This is a genomic window from Candidatus Weimeria sp. HCP3S3_B5 (assembly GCF_052064335.1).
Classification (GTDB): Bacteria; Bacillota; Clostridia; order Lachnospirales; family Lachnospiraceae; genus Weimeria.
The window spans coordinates 26,762-42,689 of sequence record NZ_JBQHVU010000015.1 but is presented as its reverse complement, the minus strand read 5'-3'; the positions used below and the strand labels follow the sequence as shown (position 1 = coordinate 42,689).

Sequence of the window (15,928 nt, the reverse complement as noted above, 5' to 3'; positions counted from 1 at the left end):
TAAATCAATATGATTTTCTATTTCGTTTATTTTTCGTCTTCATCCCCGTAAGAGTGATCATTCTTTTTGTCCCTATTACAATAAGAGCTATTAATATAGAAGAACCAACCAAAACAACAAGTTTTGGATTATCAGCAAGTAAAATATCCAGCCATGCCAGACCCGCTCTGTTTTTCAAATAATATATCCATAATGTCACAACCATTACTACGACAAGACAGAAGTCACACCAAAACACAACAGGATATCTCTCAAAAACATTCTTTTTCTTATCTGATTGAGAAGTATTAAGTCTCGTTATCCTCTGTACACAATAAAGAAAAACAAAGATCATGTTCAATATAAATAGTCCCCAGACAGATCCTATAGCCAGAAGCTTTAGAACAGGTACGCCAGTACTCTCAAACACATTATCCAAGCTTGTAATACCACCAAAGACAAGAAAAGCCAATGCTGTAAATATTCCGACCAGTGTGATAAGTTGTGAATTCATTGACCTTTGTAGTTTTTCTGTCTCCGGACCTACACTTTCTTTAAAACTTTTTGCAAAAGACTTATCAAATCTCTGATTGAACTTGTCCTTAAACTCATCATCAGTTTGCTTTAAGTCAGAATATTGGCGATACGCAAGATTGATATGATCCCACATCTTTATACATACCTTAGTCATTGACTTTATAGCAACCTGATATTTTTCATCCGAATAATCAGCCTCAATTATTCCATTGCTTTTTGGACTTCTTGAAAACTCTACTAACTTTGTCAAGTTGCCTGTCATATTTTCAATCCGTTCATCTGGATTTAAAATATTACCCTTATCATAGTATGAAAATATTTCGGAAGTGATTTGAGAATACAATATCCTTTTATCACTTGCTACATACTCCAGTACTTTTCTATAAACTTTTTCTTCCTGAAAGCTCTCTTTGTCTGCCGATAGGTCATTACAAATATCTTGAATCTGCAATGACATATCTTCAAAGAATGATGTTGAATCATCTTGTTTTAATTCAGCACCGTCAGCTACCTTTGTAAAAATATCCTGGCCTTGTTCCATTATTTGTCCTGTTATGTCATAAAGAACTTTCTTATACTTTTTGGCGTAATAGTTTCATCAACCTTATTATAAGCATCAATCCACGGACTCTGATTGTGAGTTATTTCAACCAACCGCGAAGCCGAATATTCAGACGCCCTATCTATAATACCATTTAATGTCTGCTGTTCATCGATCTCAAAATCATAGCTTTTATTACCACAGCTAGGAATATTCGTATTTCCATAAACTTTATACTTGTGATAGACGTCCGGAACCACAGGGCCATAATCCCACGCCTGCATAATATTATAAAAACAAGGAGTTCCAAACTGTACCATAAATTGCGCCTGCACGAAATACAGAATTTTCTGTAGTTTTAAGTTAGTTATTGGCAAATGATTCTGATTACATCTTTCGATGATATACTCAGCAATCTCTAAAGCATCATATGGTCTCATGTAATTCCTACCTTCTTACTTAGTCAAAAGCTAGTCAAACTCTCCATAATCCAGCAATTTTATCGGTCTCCACATTCCAAGATATTCATCCCCGTCCCGCTCCCAGCACTGTCCAGAAGACCGGTGCGGTGCAGATGTTGGAGTCGTCCGGAAAACAGATCTGAAAAACACTGTAGATCAGAGGCTATTGCGGAGTGAAACGGTCATAGTAACCGATTCAACTCAATGCTCCCTAATATCTTACTTTCCCTGATCCTTGTTACTGAGTTCATTCATCCCCCACCCTGCTCCCAGCGCTGTCCAGAAGACCGGTGCCGTGCAGATCATGGAGTCGTTTGCTATGGCTGCAATCAGATAGCCTATGATCCCAGTCATGAGAAGAAAGCCCATGAGACGGCTGTGATCTTTTAGTGTCACACTATGGTAGAGCACGGCGCTTCTTTTCAGGTATATGAAAAAGAAGACCATTATTGCCACAAAGGCTATAAAACCCTCCTGAATCCAGATCTGGAGGTAGAGGCTGTGGGGCTTTACATTCAGGCCATTTGATTGGCCGTTAAAGTAGTAGTCATTTATGTAGTCACGCTGAGGATAGGCCATGATGTAATTATCAGCGCCGGTACCGATCAGCATGTGATGCTTTAACAGAGGCAGCGAGCGGTTATAGATAGGTCCTCTTCCACTCCAGAAGCCGTTTTTGAATACCTCATAGACCTCTCCCTTATTCTTCTGAGGCAGCTTCACGCAGCGGCCAGCTGTGGATACCAGATAGTAGCCTTTTTTCTGGCTTGGCCCAGTCACATCTGTGTCGACGAAGGGATAGATGACTCCGTCCTTTACGAACATGAGCCTGCTGACAAAGCCGCTGTCATCCCTGTAGAAATAGACACCCTCTGCCTGCTCGGCTGTGTCGGAAAAGACATAGGTCTGATTATCTGTGTTTGTCTCTGTAAGAGCCAGCTGATTTCCAGACCCGTCATAAACCTTCAGATCCTTTATCTGCCCCTGATCCATAGAAAAAGTAAAGCGGTATATCTTCCCATCCCTAAGCTCTACAGTAACGCCTGAGGACAGACTTCCGGTCCTGATGCTCTTTATGGGTACGTCTGAATCCTCCGTGACCGATCCGTTCCAGAGAAGGTCCGCCTTCGTCCTGTAATAGCCGCTGCTGCAAAGAATGACAGAAGCTCCTGCAAAAGCCAGACAGGCCAACATGACTGTTCCTGATATAAGCAGCTTTCTCTGTCTGCTGCATAGGATGACAAATGCAATGACTGTCTCTATCCCCACTGCCAGTATGGCCGACGACGGAGCCTTCACAAGGACAAAAAGTGACAGTAGAAGAATGGCAGCGTGTACTATCCTTTTCCAGAGCTTTGTCTCTACAATGAAAAGTCCCAGTATGACTGGTATTACCATAGGCAGATAGAGCGACAGATAATCCGTGTTATATACTGTGCCATACATATCTGGAGATAGTGTCAGGCTGTCAAGCTTGTTCCAGCGTGAAGGCGAAGTCACAAGAATCTTTCCTGGCACAGTGGCGAGGAGGTCATGTCCCATGGCCTGAAAAAAGCAGAGAACAAGCTCTATACCTATGCCGATCTCACTTCCGCGAAGAAGATAGAGCAGATGACCCGTACTCTTTATACAGCTGTATGTATAGTAAAAAATAAGGCCATAGCTTAGAATAGCCGGTGCACTCTGAAACATATCGTATCCGCCGGCCCATGCGAATACCGGCATCCTGGCAAAGCAGGCCGACAGCACCACAAAGGCACCGTATACCAGAAGAGGAATAAAGGCTCTTTTATCCCATGGCAGCTCTTCATAGTAATACTTTGCTCTGATGAGAAGTATCAGAAGGCAGATAAGAGCCAGAATGATAAAAGCCCACTGCTTCCAGAAGAGGAAAAAATCTGTCGCTGTGGAATTCCCTATAGCAAACCAGTCGGCGTCCTCCAGATAGGTGTGGTAGGTATGCTCCTTCATGATAAGGGGAATAAAACCCATAGCTATGATAGAAGGAATGAGATATCTCTTATTCAGAAGTGGTTTTTCTTTAGTGGTCTTTATTAGCTTCAATTCTTATGATCCTGTATTTTGCGTATGCTCCGCCATCCAGGCCAGCCTGTGCTGTCCCGGCTCATCTGTACTTATGATCTCTCCTGCCCCCTCTCCGCGCATGAAGCGACGTGAGAGCTGACAACAGAGTTGGCAAAAACTCCTCTTTCTATTTTACAACTATATTGCATCAGATGCAACAGACTTTTACTATGCCTATACCAGCCACCGGCCCTTATGCCCCGCTGTAGGTCGGGACTACCTCCTTTATCAGTGCCCGGATCTTTTCGCCTGAGACCTCTGACTTGCTGGCGTTTTCGAGCTTTTTAAGCTCCTGCGCGAACCATTCGTCGTCCATTGGATAGGCTTCTTCGACGAATATGCGCTGATTTGCTGTGCTGCGCAGCTGCTTATTATTCTTGTCGATGAGAAGCTCCTCGTAGAGCTTCTCTCCCGGGCGCAGACCTGTATACCTGATCTGTATGTCCACATCCGGAACGAAACCGGAGAGCTCGATCATCTTTCTGGCCATCTGGTCTATGCTTACCGGCTCGCCCATATCCAGGATGAATATCTCTCCACCGCTGGCGTAGTGGCCGGACTGGAGGACCAGGGATACAGCCTCAGGTATGGTCATGAAGTAGCGGATGATCCGCTTATCTGTGACCGTGACAGGTCCCCCCTCTGCTATCTGCTTCTTAAAGAGCGGGATAACCGATCCGTTCGATCCCAGGACATTTCCGAAACGTACTGCACAGTAGGTGGTCTTTGGGTATCGCCTGTCAAGCATCTGTATGATCATTTCACAGATGCGCTTGCTGGCCCCCATCACGCTGGTCGGATTCACGGCCTTATCTGTGCTTATGAGAAGGAAGCGCTTTACTCCATTCTCTGCTGCGGCCTGACCGATCTTTAAGGTACCAAGGCAGTTGTTCTTTATAGCCTCATCCGGTGAGTCCTCCATTAGCGGCACATGCTTGTGAGCAGCTGCGTGATAGACCACCTCAGGCTTGTAGGTACGAAGGACCCAGTTCACCCGGTTCGTATTTCTGACAGAGCCTATCAGGGTCACCAGATCAAGGTCCGGATATGATCTCTTTAGCTCCTGCTGAATGGCGTATGCATTATTCTCATATATATCAAAAATGATAAGTCTCTTAGGTCCTGCTGCTGCTATCTGTCTGCACAGCTCAGAACCTATGGATCCGCCTCCTCCTGTCACAAGGATCACCTTTCCTCGAATGGCATCCTTTATCTGACGGTCGTCTACAGTGATCTCATCCCGTCCCAGCAGATCTGTGATATCTACGTCGCGGAGCTTACTTACCCTGACCTCGTCGTTTAGTATCTGATACATACCCGGCACAGTCTGCAGGTGGGATCCGGTGGTCTTTGCAATGTTTAAGATCTCTGTCCTGGTATGGCGACTGGCTGACGGTATGGCAAAAATGATCCTGTCCACCCTGTACTGGGCAGCATACTCCGGTATATCATCTCTTCCACCCACTATAGGGACGTTTCCCAGATAGCGGCCCCAGTTGTTCCTGTTGTCATCTATAATGCATACCACCTGATAGCGGACCCTTCCCGATGTGGATATATCCGCTATCAGCTCTCTGGCCGCCGCTCCAGCGCCTATGATCATGACCCTCTCAGCGCCGGCGTCCCCGGCGATCCGACGCCTGTTAGCATAGTATCTGATGAATCTGTATGAAAATCTGATGGCTATACAACAGAGAAAATCGCCCACATAGGCTATCAGATAGACGCTTCTGGGTAGATGGAAATGAAATATCTGCTTTTCAAGCCAGAATACCGGGATCATGACAGCGTATGCCCTGACTATCCTTACCATCTCGCTTACCGAGGCAAAGCGCCATACCGACATATAAAGCTTATTTAAGGCATATATGACTATGAAGGTGACAAGTACCTCTGGCAGTATCCGAAGCTGCTCACTCACATAAACCGGGTCAATATTCGCTATCCGAAAATCAAAGCGGACCCAGAGTGCCACAAAGCCCGACAAGGCTATAGTGATACAATCCAAAAAGAATATAACAAATGTACGTGCGGCTAGAAGCTGCTGCGTGTGTTTTTTAATCGTGTTCATAATAATCCATTCAAAAAATTTATGCCAACTGAAATATTATATCATTATGAAGTGAGGAGCACAAGACCGAAAGAGGGGTTAGGTTACATATATGCTTTCTCCCATGAACGCAAAAAAATCCCGTCCGCATGGGAGATATCCGGGGAACCGGATAATGCGGACGGGAACGTGTCTATCTAGTTACCGGAGCTGTAACAGGGTGCCCCGGATAGTTAAACACTTGTCGTCAAATTGTTAAAATAATGAAGGATTGAGATTACTTCCTGTCAGTCTTTAAAGACTTGGATGTTGCCTTAGGTCCCCAAGTGGTCTTTCCATTGGTTCCCTTTGTGAAAGCCTTAACCTTGACTGTAACCTTAGCACCCTTCTTTACAGAAAGAGTAGCCTTGTTAGATGTTACATTCTTGGCAATCCACTTTCCAGAGCCAACCTTCTTATATACACGGAAGTTGACGCTTGAATCCTGTGAATCCCACTTTACAGAAACCTTAGCACCCTTCTTGTTGGATACCTTAACGCCGGTAACCTTCTCAGGAGCAGCCTTTGATCCAGCACCGTTCTCATAAGCCTTAACTGTTACGTATACAGGCTTTGTGGTTCCTCCGTAAGTTACATCAACCCTAGTTGAGCCCTCGCCGACAGCCTTGATCACACCTGTATCACTTACTGTAGCGACAGCTGGGTTCCATGATTTATATGTGAATGCACCGCCAGTTGCGACAGTTGATTCTGCCTGGGCAGTAATCTGAACTGACTCGCCGATATGGAGTATCTGACTAGTAGAATCTAAGTCAAAGGCATCCTTAACGAAGTGAAGTCTGATGTATTTAGCGTCTGGTTCCTTGTAACCCGGAGCAGCTGTAGCTGTTACCTTAAGATATGCGTCCCAGGTATAACGATTGTCGTCATCTCCTGTGTATGAATCCACATATACAGTATCTTTTGAGGTATCAAGTCTGAACGGATTCAGAACGTTTCTTGTGCTAGTCTTGAATGAAACATAGTCCTGTGTTTTAGCATCCCAGTAAACAAAATCGTATACGATGCTGTTCTTCTGGATGTTTGTACCTGTAGCTCCGATTACTGTAGAATTTTCTTTACCCTTGCCATGTACATAGATATCATCCGGTACAGAAAGTGTTGCGGTCGGTTTGTTAACTACCTTAACAGGAATTGTAACTTTTACCTCACCATATGCGGTAGTACTCTCTTTTGTAGTGATGCTTACATTAGTCTCACCTACAGCCTTGGCATGGATACCATCCTTATCGATGGTAGCGATGCTTGTGTCATCTGACTTGTAAGCTACGTCAGCATTAGTATCTACAGTGAATGTCTTATCCTTGCTCGAATCAGCGAGGTTCATATTAACAGTGCCGATCGGCTTGCCGTCAAGTGCGACATCAACGTCGTCTGTTGTGATGTCAGCACCTGTAATGCCTGTAGGTCTTGCTTCGAAAGCGTTATACTCATCTACGTCATGCTGTAAGTATCTGTCCTTTGCTGAATCACCTGCTGTGTTCAGTGTAACCTTCAGGTTATTCATCTTAACGGCACGCCTAGCGAGGATGACAGTTACTTTGGTGTTAGGAAGAAGTCCTCCCACATTGCTGCTTACAATGTACTTCTCAGGATTGGTCACCTGTCTGAGCTTTGCGACACTGGCAGTGATCTTCAGTGTCTTGCTGTTCTTACCAGCTGTTAACTCTATAGCCTTATCAGTTGAGTCAGATGCTACTGAGCCTGAAAGAACTGTGTTTCCAGACTGAGTTCCAACACTATACCATTTGCCATCGCTCAAAGTCTCATCACCTGTGATCTTCTGAGTGAAGGTAACAGATCCTTCAGGATTGCTCGGTGTAAGTACTACTACAGCAGTCTGCTGATCTGTGAGTGCGCTGCTTGTTACTGTGTTATTGTAAGACCAGACATTAGCTGACTCGTTCATAGTGGTCATCAGGCCTGTGGCCTTAATATAGGTAGTCTTGCCATTGTCTGTGCCGGTAGTTCTAGCTGTTGCAGCTGATGTACCTGCGAAAGCAGTTGCCGGAGCAAATGTAAATGCAGTTACTGCTGCAAGTGCTACGGCTAAACCTTTTTTCATGTTTAACATTTTGTATTATTCCTCTCTTTCCGAAGGGGCAGGGGTTAGGGTCTAGGGGGTAGGGGTCAGGGTTACTGAAGTTTAGTCGAATCTTGAAATTCTGATAAAACTATAGCTCCAAAACCCTGGACCCTGGGCCCTCGGCCTTGGCCCCTCCCTTCATCTGGAATGTTTATCATGGTACTAGTGAAGGAGCGTCCTCCCAAACCACTCATACAGCCGAGGCGATAGACTGTCGCGGATGCGTCCCGCTATGTCAATCTGGCTGCCTCTTTCTTCACTGTCCTTGGGGAGAGCCTTTCGCATCAGGATCAGCATGCCCTTATATAAGCATCTGATCTCGAATTGAATGGATAGCAACTTACGCTGATAGGTTGCTTCTCTCCTTTGGACAAGACTAGTTTAGCGATTCAGGGTGGAAAGTTCAATATATTTAGCACAGAAAAGTGATTATTTTATTTTAATAGACTTATCTTAATATCATTTAATCGGATGCTTATTCAATATTTGTTAAAGATTTGATTTTTCAAACAAGAACCGTTAAAATTTGTAACCAGAAGTTACTATTCACGGCAGGCTTCTGTGGGGGTTCACGACGGACGCACTTGTGCGGACGTTTAAATACCCACAGAAGCCTGCCTGTGAAGCAGGAACCTCCCCAGCAACCGCAGACTTTTAGCATCGAAGATGCGGCAAACGCGCGAAAGCGCGGTTGGTCTGCGGTCTGATTGGGGAGGTGCCGTGAATAGTAACAACCAGAAAAAGCCTAGGGGGAGAGTACCAGACAGAAAGGACAACCATGGCAGACACTATTAAAGCTGACTGCTCTCTTGCAGACAGCATCGCATCGCTCCTATCCGACAGGTTCACGAAAGACCCTGTCTCTGACATCAGAACCATCTATGAGTTCCTGGAATCCGCTGATCCTCAGATCAGGAACCTTCTCCTTACAAACGATGGCAATCCGTTCAGAGAACGGTTCTTCCACTCCATCTTTGCATCAGAAAAGAGTGCCTTCCGTCCCTACTGCACCGATACAGAGGCCGGCAGGTTTACTGAAGCCTACCTTAACTGCATACCAGGGATATATGAGAACTACAGAAAGTCTCATCCGGATGATGCTGATATCAAGGGTCTGGCTGAGAAGGCAGCGGAGATGGTTATGAAAGGAATTGGAAGTAAATGATAATAAAGTACCGCCGTTCACTCCAAAAAGGGACGGCGGTAATTATTTATGCTCAGACAAGTCCCTCCGTCTCATCGAGTCCCAGAGCTATGTTCATGTTCTGGACTGCGGCTCCTGAAGCGCCCTTTCCCAGGTTATCGAATACAGAGGTGATCGCTGTATAGTCACTGCCACCGCTTACATATATCTTCAGAAGGTTAGTTCCGGCAAGCTCATTGGCATAGAGGGTAGCTGGCTTGTCCTCAAAGTCAGCTACGGAGATGAAGACCTCTCCCTCATAGAAGCTCCTTAAGAATTCCCAAATCCCCCTTGCATCAGGTGTACCGTTTAAGAGCCTGTTCTGCAGGGTAAGGGTCCCGGCCATTCCCTTGTAATAGTCACAGACCACAGGAAGAAAGGCCGGCGAATAGGAAAGTCCAGTGTACTTTACCATCTCCGGTATATGCTTATGGCAGAGGCTTCGGCCATAGATACCTGGAGAGGAAAGGGTCTCTGGTCTGTCAGAGGCCTCGTAATCGGCTATCATCTTCTTGCCGCCGCCGGAATATCCGGTCAGTGAAAAGAAGCTGACAGGGTAGTCGCGGGGAAGGATCCCAGACTGTATGAGAGGTGAAACAATGCTTATAAAGCCTGTGGCATGGCAGCCGGGATTAGCTATCCTGTGTGAAGCCGCTATCTTCTCACGCTGGCCCGGGCAGAGCTCAGGAAATCCATATACGAAGTCCTCTGAGGTACGGTGAGCCGTCGAGGCATCGATTATGGTTGTCTTAGGATTCTCTACAAGAGTAACCGCATTTATGGCCTCCTTATCAGGCAGACATAAGAAGACTATGTCAGCAGAATTGATAAGTCTTTTTCTCTCCTCTACGTCATGTCTCTTATCAGGATCAATAAGCATAAGCTCCAGATCATCCCTTCCTGCAATCCGGTCATAGATCTGAAGTCCTGTAGTACCGCTCTTCCCGTCAATATATACCTTAGGTTTCATCTTGTTCCTTTCCTTCAAAAGTATTTTCTAATGATTATAAACTGCAAAAGACGCCCTGACACAGGGCGCCATTGCTGTCTTGTATTATAACACAACGATATAAAAAGTGACAGGATATTTTTACCTTTTACTCGAAAAAGAGCTTCATATCGTCCTCTACACTACCGATTCCTGCTATGCCGAAATTGTCAACAAGGACTTTTGCGACATTTGGAGAAAGGAAGGCCGGAAGGGTTGGTCCCAGATGGATATTCTTCACACCCAGATAGAGAAGGGCAAGAAGAACTATGACTGCCTTCTGCTCATACCAAGCTATGTTATAAACGATCGGAAGCTCGTTTACATCTGAAAGTCCGAATATCTCCTTCAGCTTTAAGGCTATAAGAGCAAGTGAATATGAATCGTTGCACTGTCCGGCATCAAGAACTCTTGGAATTCCATTTATATCCCCAAGGTCAAGCTTGTTGTACTTATACTTTGCGCAGCCTGCGGTAAGGATCACTGCATCCTTTGGAAGAGCCTTTGCAAAGTCTGTATAGTAGCTTCTCGACTTAGCCCTGCCGTCACAGCCGGCCATTACGACAAACTTCTTTATAGCACCGCTCTTTACCGCATCTACTATCTTGTCTGCAAGTGCGAATACCTGCTCATGGGCGAAGCCACCTACAATCTTACCTGTCTCTATCTGATCAGGTGCCTTGCACTTCTTTGCAAGCTCGATGATAGGAGAGAAATCCTTCTCCTGTCCGTAAGGAGCATCGATATGCTTACATCCCGGATATCCGCAGGCACCTGTGGTAAAGAGTCTGTCCTTATAAGAATCCTTTGGAGGTACTATGCAGTTGGTGGTCATAAGGATAGGTCCGTTGAAGCTTTCGAACTCCTCCTTCTGCTTCCACCATGCGTTTCCATAGTTTCCGGCAAAGTTATCATACTTCTTGAAGAAAGGATAATAATGAGCAGGAAGCATCTCGGAATGGGTATAGACATCGACGCCTGTTCCCTTTGTCTGCTCAAGAAGCATCTCAAGATCCTTAAGGTCATGTCCTGATATAAGGATTCCAGGATTATTCCTTACACCTATATCCACACTTGTGATCTCTGGATTCCCATATGTGCTGGTATTTGCCGAATCAAGAAGTGCCATGCCGTTTACTCCGGCCTTTCCGGTCTCAAGAGTAAGCTTTACCAGATCATCGACAGTAAGAGAATCATCAAGAGTCTTTGCAAGGGTCTCCTGGATGAACTCGTCTACAGAAGGATCCTCCTTTAAAAGAGCGTTCGCATGCTTAGTATATGCAGAAAGTCCCTTTAATCCGTATGTGATAAGCTCTCTTAATGACCTGATGTCCTGATCCTTCGTAGAAAGGACTCCGACCTCTTTTGCCTTCTCATCGAAGCTTTCCCTGTCTCCATTCCATAATGCAGCATCAGGCAGGCTCTTCCTCTGTGACTCCTTTAATCCTGCCAGAAGCTCCTCCTTCTTCTCAAGAGTCCTTACAACCTTCTCCTCTATCGAATCCAGATCAAAATTGGCATTTGTGATCGTCGTAAAGAGATTTACCGTTACAAGATGGTTGACATCCTCCGGTATCGCTGCTCCATTCTTTCTAAGAGCGCTTGTGACAGCTGAAAGTCCCTTAGTCACATAGATCAGAAGATCCTGCATCCTTGCTACCTCAGGCTTCTTTCCACATACACCTGATATTGTGCATCCCTTGCATCCTGCTGTCTCCTGACACTGATAACAAAACATCTGATTGTCCATTTCTACCTCCACTGATATTTCGTGATTGATTTTCCGTATATAAGGATATCAGAGTCTGCATGATTGTTACGTTGTAAAAACAACCATATTAAATTTAACAAAAAAAGACCCTGATGGAAATCCATCAAAGTCCTGTGCCATCTGCCTCTCTTATGCTACAGCAAACTTCGCAACGCTGTTCCTGAAATCTGACGCTCCCTTAGGGCAGATCACCATTGCCTTCTTATCAATGGCACATGAAATCACTCCAAGAAGGGACTTGGCATCAAGATAAGCAGCACCGGTCTTCAGATCGATATCATAATCGTATCCTGATGCTATCTTTACGAACTCCTCTGCATCCTTAGGGCTGTGTAAACGAATCATAAACTTCATAGTATCACCTCGTGTACATACTTGCATTCATAGTCAAAGCATGGAAACCCTTAAACCCAAAAACCGTTTCCTCTGCATTGAGACGTATTATACCACATTTCTCCAAAAATGCAAGCCTTTTTTGAAATAAATCCAGTCTAAGGCCGGCAGATGATATTGGCAGAGTTAGGATAATACTGAAGGTTGGCGAAATTATAGGATAACTCCGGCTTTCCGCTTTCATCAAAATCATTAAGGGCATATCCACCGAACATCTCGACATGGTAGATCCCATCATATCTGCCGTTCTTTGCACCTGTCTCAAACATCAGATCTCCGATCTGGAACTTTCCTGAATCGAAGTTACTTAAAGATGCATTTCCTACCTTCCTGCCCTTTCCGACCAGATATTTGGCGAGGTCAGCTGCTGTAGGCGCATAGTTTTTATTCAAAAGTGATATGCCTCTGCTCTTATAGGCTCTCCAGACAAGTGACGAGCAGTCATAGTATCCCTTCTGCATCCTTTTGGCCTGACTATATTTGCTCTTTGCAACATAGCTTCTTGCCCATCTGAATACAGCTGATTTCTTGCTTGTTGTCACATTTATCACAGTACCTATATAGTCCTTTGTCTCACCATAATCAGCTGTGATCCTTATTACGGCTGTGCCAGGCTTCTTTGCCTTTACCTGACCCCTGCTGTTTACCGAGGCAACAGAAGGCTTAAGGCTCTGGTACTTAAGCTTTACTCCGCTCTTATCACCAGAGAGCTTAAGCTTTACCTTATGTCCCCTTGTAAGCACATAGGAATTTGATTTCATGCTTAGTGGAACCAGAATTCTAAGATGAAACGAAAGCTGCTTTGTCCCTAGCATAAATGAGATCGTGGTGCTTCCTGTTCCCTCGACTTCAAACTCGAGCACATTTTCAGAAATAGAAAGACTGTATGAGTCAGCCTTGATATTGGGATTCTGGCTTGTGATATTTGATATATCCTCGTCGTCTGCGTATGAACCCTCAGGAAGTCCGGTTATCTCAATCTGTCCCGAAGCTGTATACGAATCCCCCCAGTCCTTTGATGCCAGAACAGTAAGGTCAGTATCCTTTAAGGCTGCATTTGAATAGTCGACAGGCACATCTTCATCATAGTCGTCATTGTCATCACTGTAGTCGTCATCAATAGAGTAATCATCACTGTAATCGTAATCCCCTTCACTGTCCTCATAGTAATCATCTGCCCTCGCAGCCACAGGCATTAAAAGGGTGGCAGAAAAGACCATTGCCATGATCACGGAAAAAATACGTTTTTTCATCTTGAAATCCTTTCTTTTGCATATCATCTGCTTATCCAAAAAAACAGAGCTACTAGTCATAGCTCTGCTCCCTTCTTACTGTTTCTTTCCTACTTTACCGGCTCAAGCAGGTTCATAATAAGCTTTACACAGCCATCTATTCCGTAGCTTGCGCTGTTAAGGCAGAGGTCATAGTTATTCGCATCACCCCATTTAAGACCGGTGTAGTAGTTATAATATCTCGCATGAATATTATCCGCAGCCTTCAGAATCTTCCTGGCTGTCCTTCTGTCACAGCCTCTTATCTTCTGAACCCTGGTGATCCTCGACTCGAAAGGTGCCGTGATAAAGATGCTGATGTGAGGAATCCTGTTATTCGTCAGAATCCTGTCAGCAGCACGACCAACGATAACGAAGTCCTGCTCCTTTGCCAGAGCCGTGATGATCTCAGTCATACGGAAAAAGCTTGCATCCAGATAGTTCAATCCATGATACCTGTTTTTCCTGTGGATAAACTTCCTGATCTTTGATGTGTTTTCAAAAGACAGGATCTCCTCATCTATATCAGCGCTGCTGCCCTCGGATTCAGGGATCTCAGATGTAGCCTTCTCTATGTCCTCCGTCACCTCGAGCTTTTTTATCATATTCTCAATTATGCGCGAATCCAGATAATCGATATTAAGCTTCTCAGCGAGCTCCAGTCCCACATGGCTTCCTCCTGAGGCACTTGAACGGCTGATGCAGATGATAAGATGCTGCTTCTCCATCCTGTTCTTTAAGGTAAGGGAGTTTAAGCTTGCGATAATAGGATCCATGATACCGGAAGGACCGCCGTTCTTATCGATGAACTCATGGAAATCCTTTATCACATCCTCGTACTCCCCAAGCACCTTCTCTCTCTCATCGTCGTCTTCTATGGTATGAGCCATGTTTCCGATAAGAGCAAGCTGCTGTCTGAGATTAAAGCGTACCTCAGGTGTCTCCATGCACCTTATGATCTCATCAATCCTGGCCTCCCTGTCACCGGTATATACATGGCCCAGGGCAGAGCCTGAAGCACGATAGGCCTTTTCATCAAGGTCATATATTCTCTTTGCGAGTCTGATCGCTTCATTCTTGTCTGACATATAATACCGCCTTTCTAAATGAAGAATATCAGTGCATCAAGGATGAACACCGGTATCAGTATACTAATTGACCACTTCATGTATCCGAAGAACGAAGGCATCGAAACACCGTTCTCGTCCGACATGGACTTTACCATGAAGTTTGGAGCGTTACCTATATAGGTATTAGCTCCCATGAAGACAGCACCGCATGATATAGCGGTAAGCATCTTCATCGGTATCACGCCAAGCGCCGTATGAAGTCCGCTCTTAAACCCAAGAGCACCTGCTGTCGTAAGGAATACCAGATATGTAGGTGTATTGTCAAGGAAGCTTGAGAGCGCCCCTGTTGAGAAAAACATCTGGACAGGAGTCGTAAGTCCCAGGTCGCCTCCCTTGTCTTTAAGAAGCATAAGTGCCGGCTGCATGGTAAGGAAGATCCCTATGAAAAGCACTGCCACCTCCTGGATAGCTCCCCAGGTGAAATGGTTCCTGGTACGGACCTCCTTGTCAGTTGTCTTAAATGACAGAAAAGCAGCCAGAAGAATAATAGCCACCTCTATGATCGATGGCCACCCCAGAGTGTCGCCTCCCGGAAGTGATATACCCTTTACCGAGCCGTCACTATTCTGGAAAACCTTCATACCAGGAAGGGATCCGCTCAGGATCACTCCTACCACTATCATTATAAGAAAGAGCAGATTGTGAAGTCCGCTGAAGCTGATCTTTGTAGTCGTAGAATGCAGATCCGGCATACGGCCCTCTGCTATATCAGCCCTGTAGGCCTTTCTGTCTATATAATAGAATATAGTAAGCAGAAGGATCATATTTACTATAAGGACAGGGAATAGATGCAGGCTCCAGAAGAAAGGAACCCCTCTCATGAATCCCATAAGAAGCGGAGGATCTCCCATAGGAGTCAGGCATCCTCCTATATTTGACACAAGGAAGATGAAGAATATCATGATCTGTGACTTTCTCTTCCTCCAGCCATTCATCTTGATCACAGGACGGATCATAAGCATTGATGATCCTGTCGTACCAATAAGGCTTGAAAGAAGTGTTCCTATAGCAAGCAGAACGACATTCACTCCCGGGGATCCTGCCAGATCTCCCGTAAAGGAAATATTTCCTGCTACACAGTACAGCCCGAATAAAAGGATGATAAAGGTCAGGTAGTCATTTGCTATACATGATACTACGGTCTTTACAGCAGCGCCTGCGCCGAATCTGGCCCCGAAGATCACTATCACAGCAACTGACCACAGTGCGACCACCAACCCCTCGTGCTTCTCCCACCATTCTCCTGCGAAAAGCGGAAAAAGCGCTACACAGAGCAGCAATCCCGCAAATGGGATACACATCCATATAGGAACACTCATTTTATTACCTCCATAAAACCATTCGGATTTCACCCGGAAATCTGCCAGCTACTACCTTATTATTTTTGAAGAAG

The 15,928-nt window shown here is 45.1% G+C and carries 12 protein-coding genes; 1 reads left to right on the top strand and 11 read right to left on the bottom strand.

The genetic code is table 11. The features are described 5' to 3' along the window. Positions 1 to 4: 4 nt before the first annotated feature. The 5 genes from ACTNCK_RS08325 to ACTNCK_RS08305 form a co-directional block, all read right to left on the bottom strand. Entirely contained in the window at positions 5 to 1,057 is a 1,053-nt protein-coding gene (locus tag ACTNCK_RS08325; RefSeq protein ID WP_441082046.1) for a hypothetical protein, read from the bottom strand. An 11-nt stretch (positions 1,058 to 1,068) separates the two neighbouring features. Further along, positions 1,069 to 1,497, bottom strand: a complete 429-nt coding sequence (locus ACTNCK_RS08320; protein WP_441082045.1) for a Panacea domain-containing protein — start codon at positions 1,495 to 1,497, stop codon at positions 1,069 to 1,071. A gap of 240 nt (positions 1,498 to 1,737) precedes the next feature. After that, a complete protein-coding gene (locus tag ACTNCK_RS08315; RefSeq protein ID WP_441082044.1) occupies positions 1,738 to 3,582 on the bottom strand; it encodes an O-antigen ligase family protein in 1,845 nt (614 codons plus the stop codon). 214 nt (positions 3,583 to 3,796) lie between these two features. Next, entirely contained in the window at positions 3,797 to 5,674 is a 1,878-nt protein-coding gene (locus ACTNCK_RS08310; protein ID WP_441082043.1) for a polysaccharide biosynthesis protein, read from the bottom strand. Positions 5,675 to 5,930: 256 nt separating this feature from the next. Further along, positions 5,931 to 7,778, bottom strand: a complete 1,848-nt coding sequence (locus tag ACTNCK_RS08305) for an Ig-like domain-containing protein (RefSeq protein ID WP_441082042.1) — start codon at positions 7,776 to 7,778, stop codon at positions 5,931 to 5,933. A 799-nt stretch (positions 7,779 to 8,577) separates the two neighbouring features. Here ACTNCK_RS08305 and ACTNCK_RS08300 point away from each other — a divergent pair. Beyond that, positions 8,578 to 8,964, top strand: coding sequence for a hypothetical protein (locus tag ACTNCK_RS08300; protein WP_441082041.1), 387 nt, complete (start codon positions 8,578 to 8,580; stop codon positions 8,962 to 8,964). A 52-nt stretch (positions 8,965 to 9,016) separates the two neighbouring features. Here the strand turns inward: ACTNCK_RS08300 and argC are convergent, their stop codons facing one another. The 6 genes from argC to ACTNCK_RS08270 all read right to left on the bottom strand — a co-directional run bounded on the left by argC (position 9,017) and on the right by ACTNCK_RS08270 (position 15,854). Further along, a complete protein-coding gene (gene argC, locus ACTNCK_RS08295) occupies positions 9,017 to 9,952 on the bottom strand; it encodes an N-acetyl-gamma-glutamyl-phosphate reductase (protein WP_441082040.1) in 936 nt (311 codons plus the stop codon). 127 nt (positions 9,953 to 10,079) lie between these two features. After that, positions 10,080 to 11,720, bottom strand: coding sequence for a hydroxylamine reductase (gene hcp / locus ACTNCK_RS08290; RefSeq protein ID WP_441082039.1), 1,641 nt, complete (start codon positions 11,718 to 11,720; stop codon positions 10,080 to 10,082). A gap of 150 nt (positions 11,721 to 11,870) precedes the next feature. After that, entirely contained in the window at positions 11,871 to 12,095 is a 225-nt protein-coding gene (locus tag ACTNCK_RS08285) for an HPr family phosphocarrier protein (RefSeq protein WP_441082038.1), read from the bottom strand. Between the two features lie 137 nt (positions 12,096 to 12,232). After that, positions 12,233 to 13,387 carry an Ig-like domain-containing protein gene (locus ACTNCK_RS08280; protein ID WP_441082037.1) on the bottom strand — a complete coding sequence of 385 codons (1,155 nt, stop codon included), beginning with the start codon at positions 13,385 to 13,387 and terminating at the stop codon, positions 12,233 to 12,235. Between the two features lie 89 nt (positions 13,388 to 13,476). Continuing rightward, entirely contained in the window at positions 13,477 to 14,493 is a 1,017-nt protein-coding gene (locus ACTNCK_RS08275; RefSeq protein ID WP_441082036.1) for an AAA family ATPase, read from the bottom strand. Positions 14,494 to 14,507: 14 nt separating this feature from the next. Beyond that, positions 14,508 to 15,854 carry a sodium:proton antiporter gene (locus ACTNCK_RS08270; protein WP_441082034.1) on the bottom strand — a complete coding sequence of 449 codons (1,347 nt, stop codon included), beginning with the start codon at positions 15,852 to 15,854 and terminating at the stop codon, positions 14,508 to 14,510. Positions 15,855 to 15,928 lie beyond the last annotated feature (74 nt).

Coding starts and splice junctions, on each gene's coding strand:
- ACTNCK_RS08300 (WP_441082041.1), top strand. CDS start 8,578: ATGGCAGACACTATTAAAGCTGACTGCTCTCTTGCAGACAGCATCGCA.
- ACTNCK_RS08275 (WP_441082036.1), bottom strand. CDS start 14,493: ATGTCAGACAAGAATGAAGCGATCAGACTCGCAAAGAGAATATATGAC.
- ACTNCK_RS08270 (WP_441082034.1), bottom strand. CDS start 15,854: ATGAGTGTTCCTATATGGATGTGTATCCCATTTGCGGGATTGCTGCTC.
- ACTNCK_RS08280 (WP_441082037.1), bottom strand. CDS start 13,387: ATGAAAAAACGTATTTTTTCCGTGATCATGGCAATGGTCTTTTCTGCC.
- ACTNCK_RS08305 (WP_441082042.1), bottom strand. CDS start 7,778: ATGAAAAAAGGTTTAGCCGTAGCACTTGCAGCAGTAACTGCATTTACA.
- ACTNCK_RS08320 (WP_441082045.1), bottom strand. CDS start 1,497: ATGAGACCATATGATGCTTTAGAGATTGCTGAGTATATCATCGAAAGA.
- ACTNCK_RS08325 (WP_441082046.1), bottom strand. CDS start 1,057: ATGGAACAAGGCCAGGATATTTTTACAAAGGTAGCTGACGGTGCTGAA.
- argC (WP_441082040.1), bottom strand. CDS start 9,952: ATGAAACCTAAGGTATATATTGACGGGAAGAGCGGTACTACAGGACTT.
- hcp (WP_441082039.1), bottom strand. CDS start 11,720: ATGGACAATCAGATGTTTTGTTATCAGTGTCAGGAGACAGCAGGATGC.
- ACTNCK_RS08285 (WP_441082038.1), bottom strand. CDS start 12,095: ATGAAGTTTATGATTCGTTTACACAGCCCTAAGGATGCAGAGGAGTTC.
- ACTNCK_RS08310 (WP_441082043.1), bottom strand. CDS start 5,674: ATGAACACGATTAAAAAACACACGCAGCAGCTTCTAGCCGCACGTACA.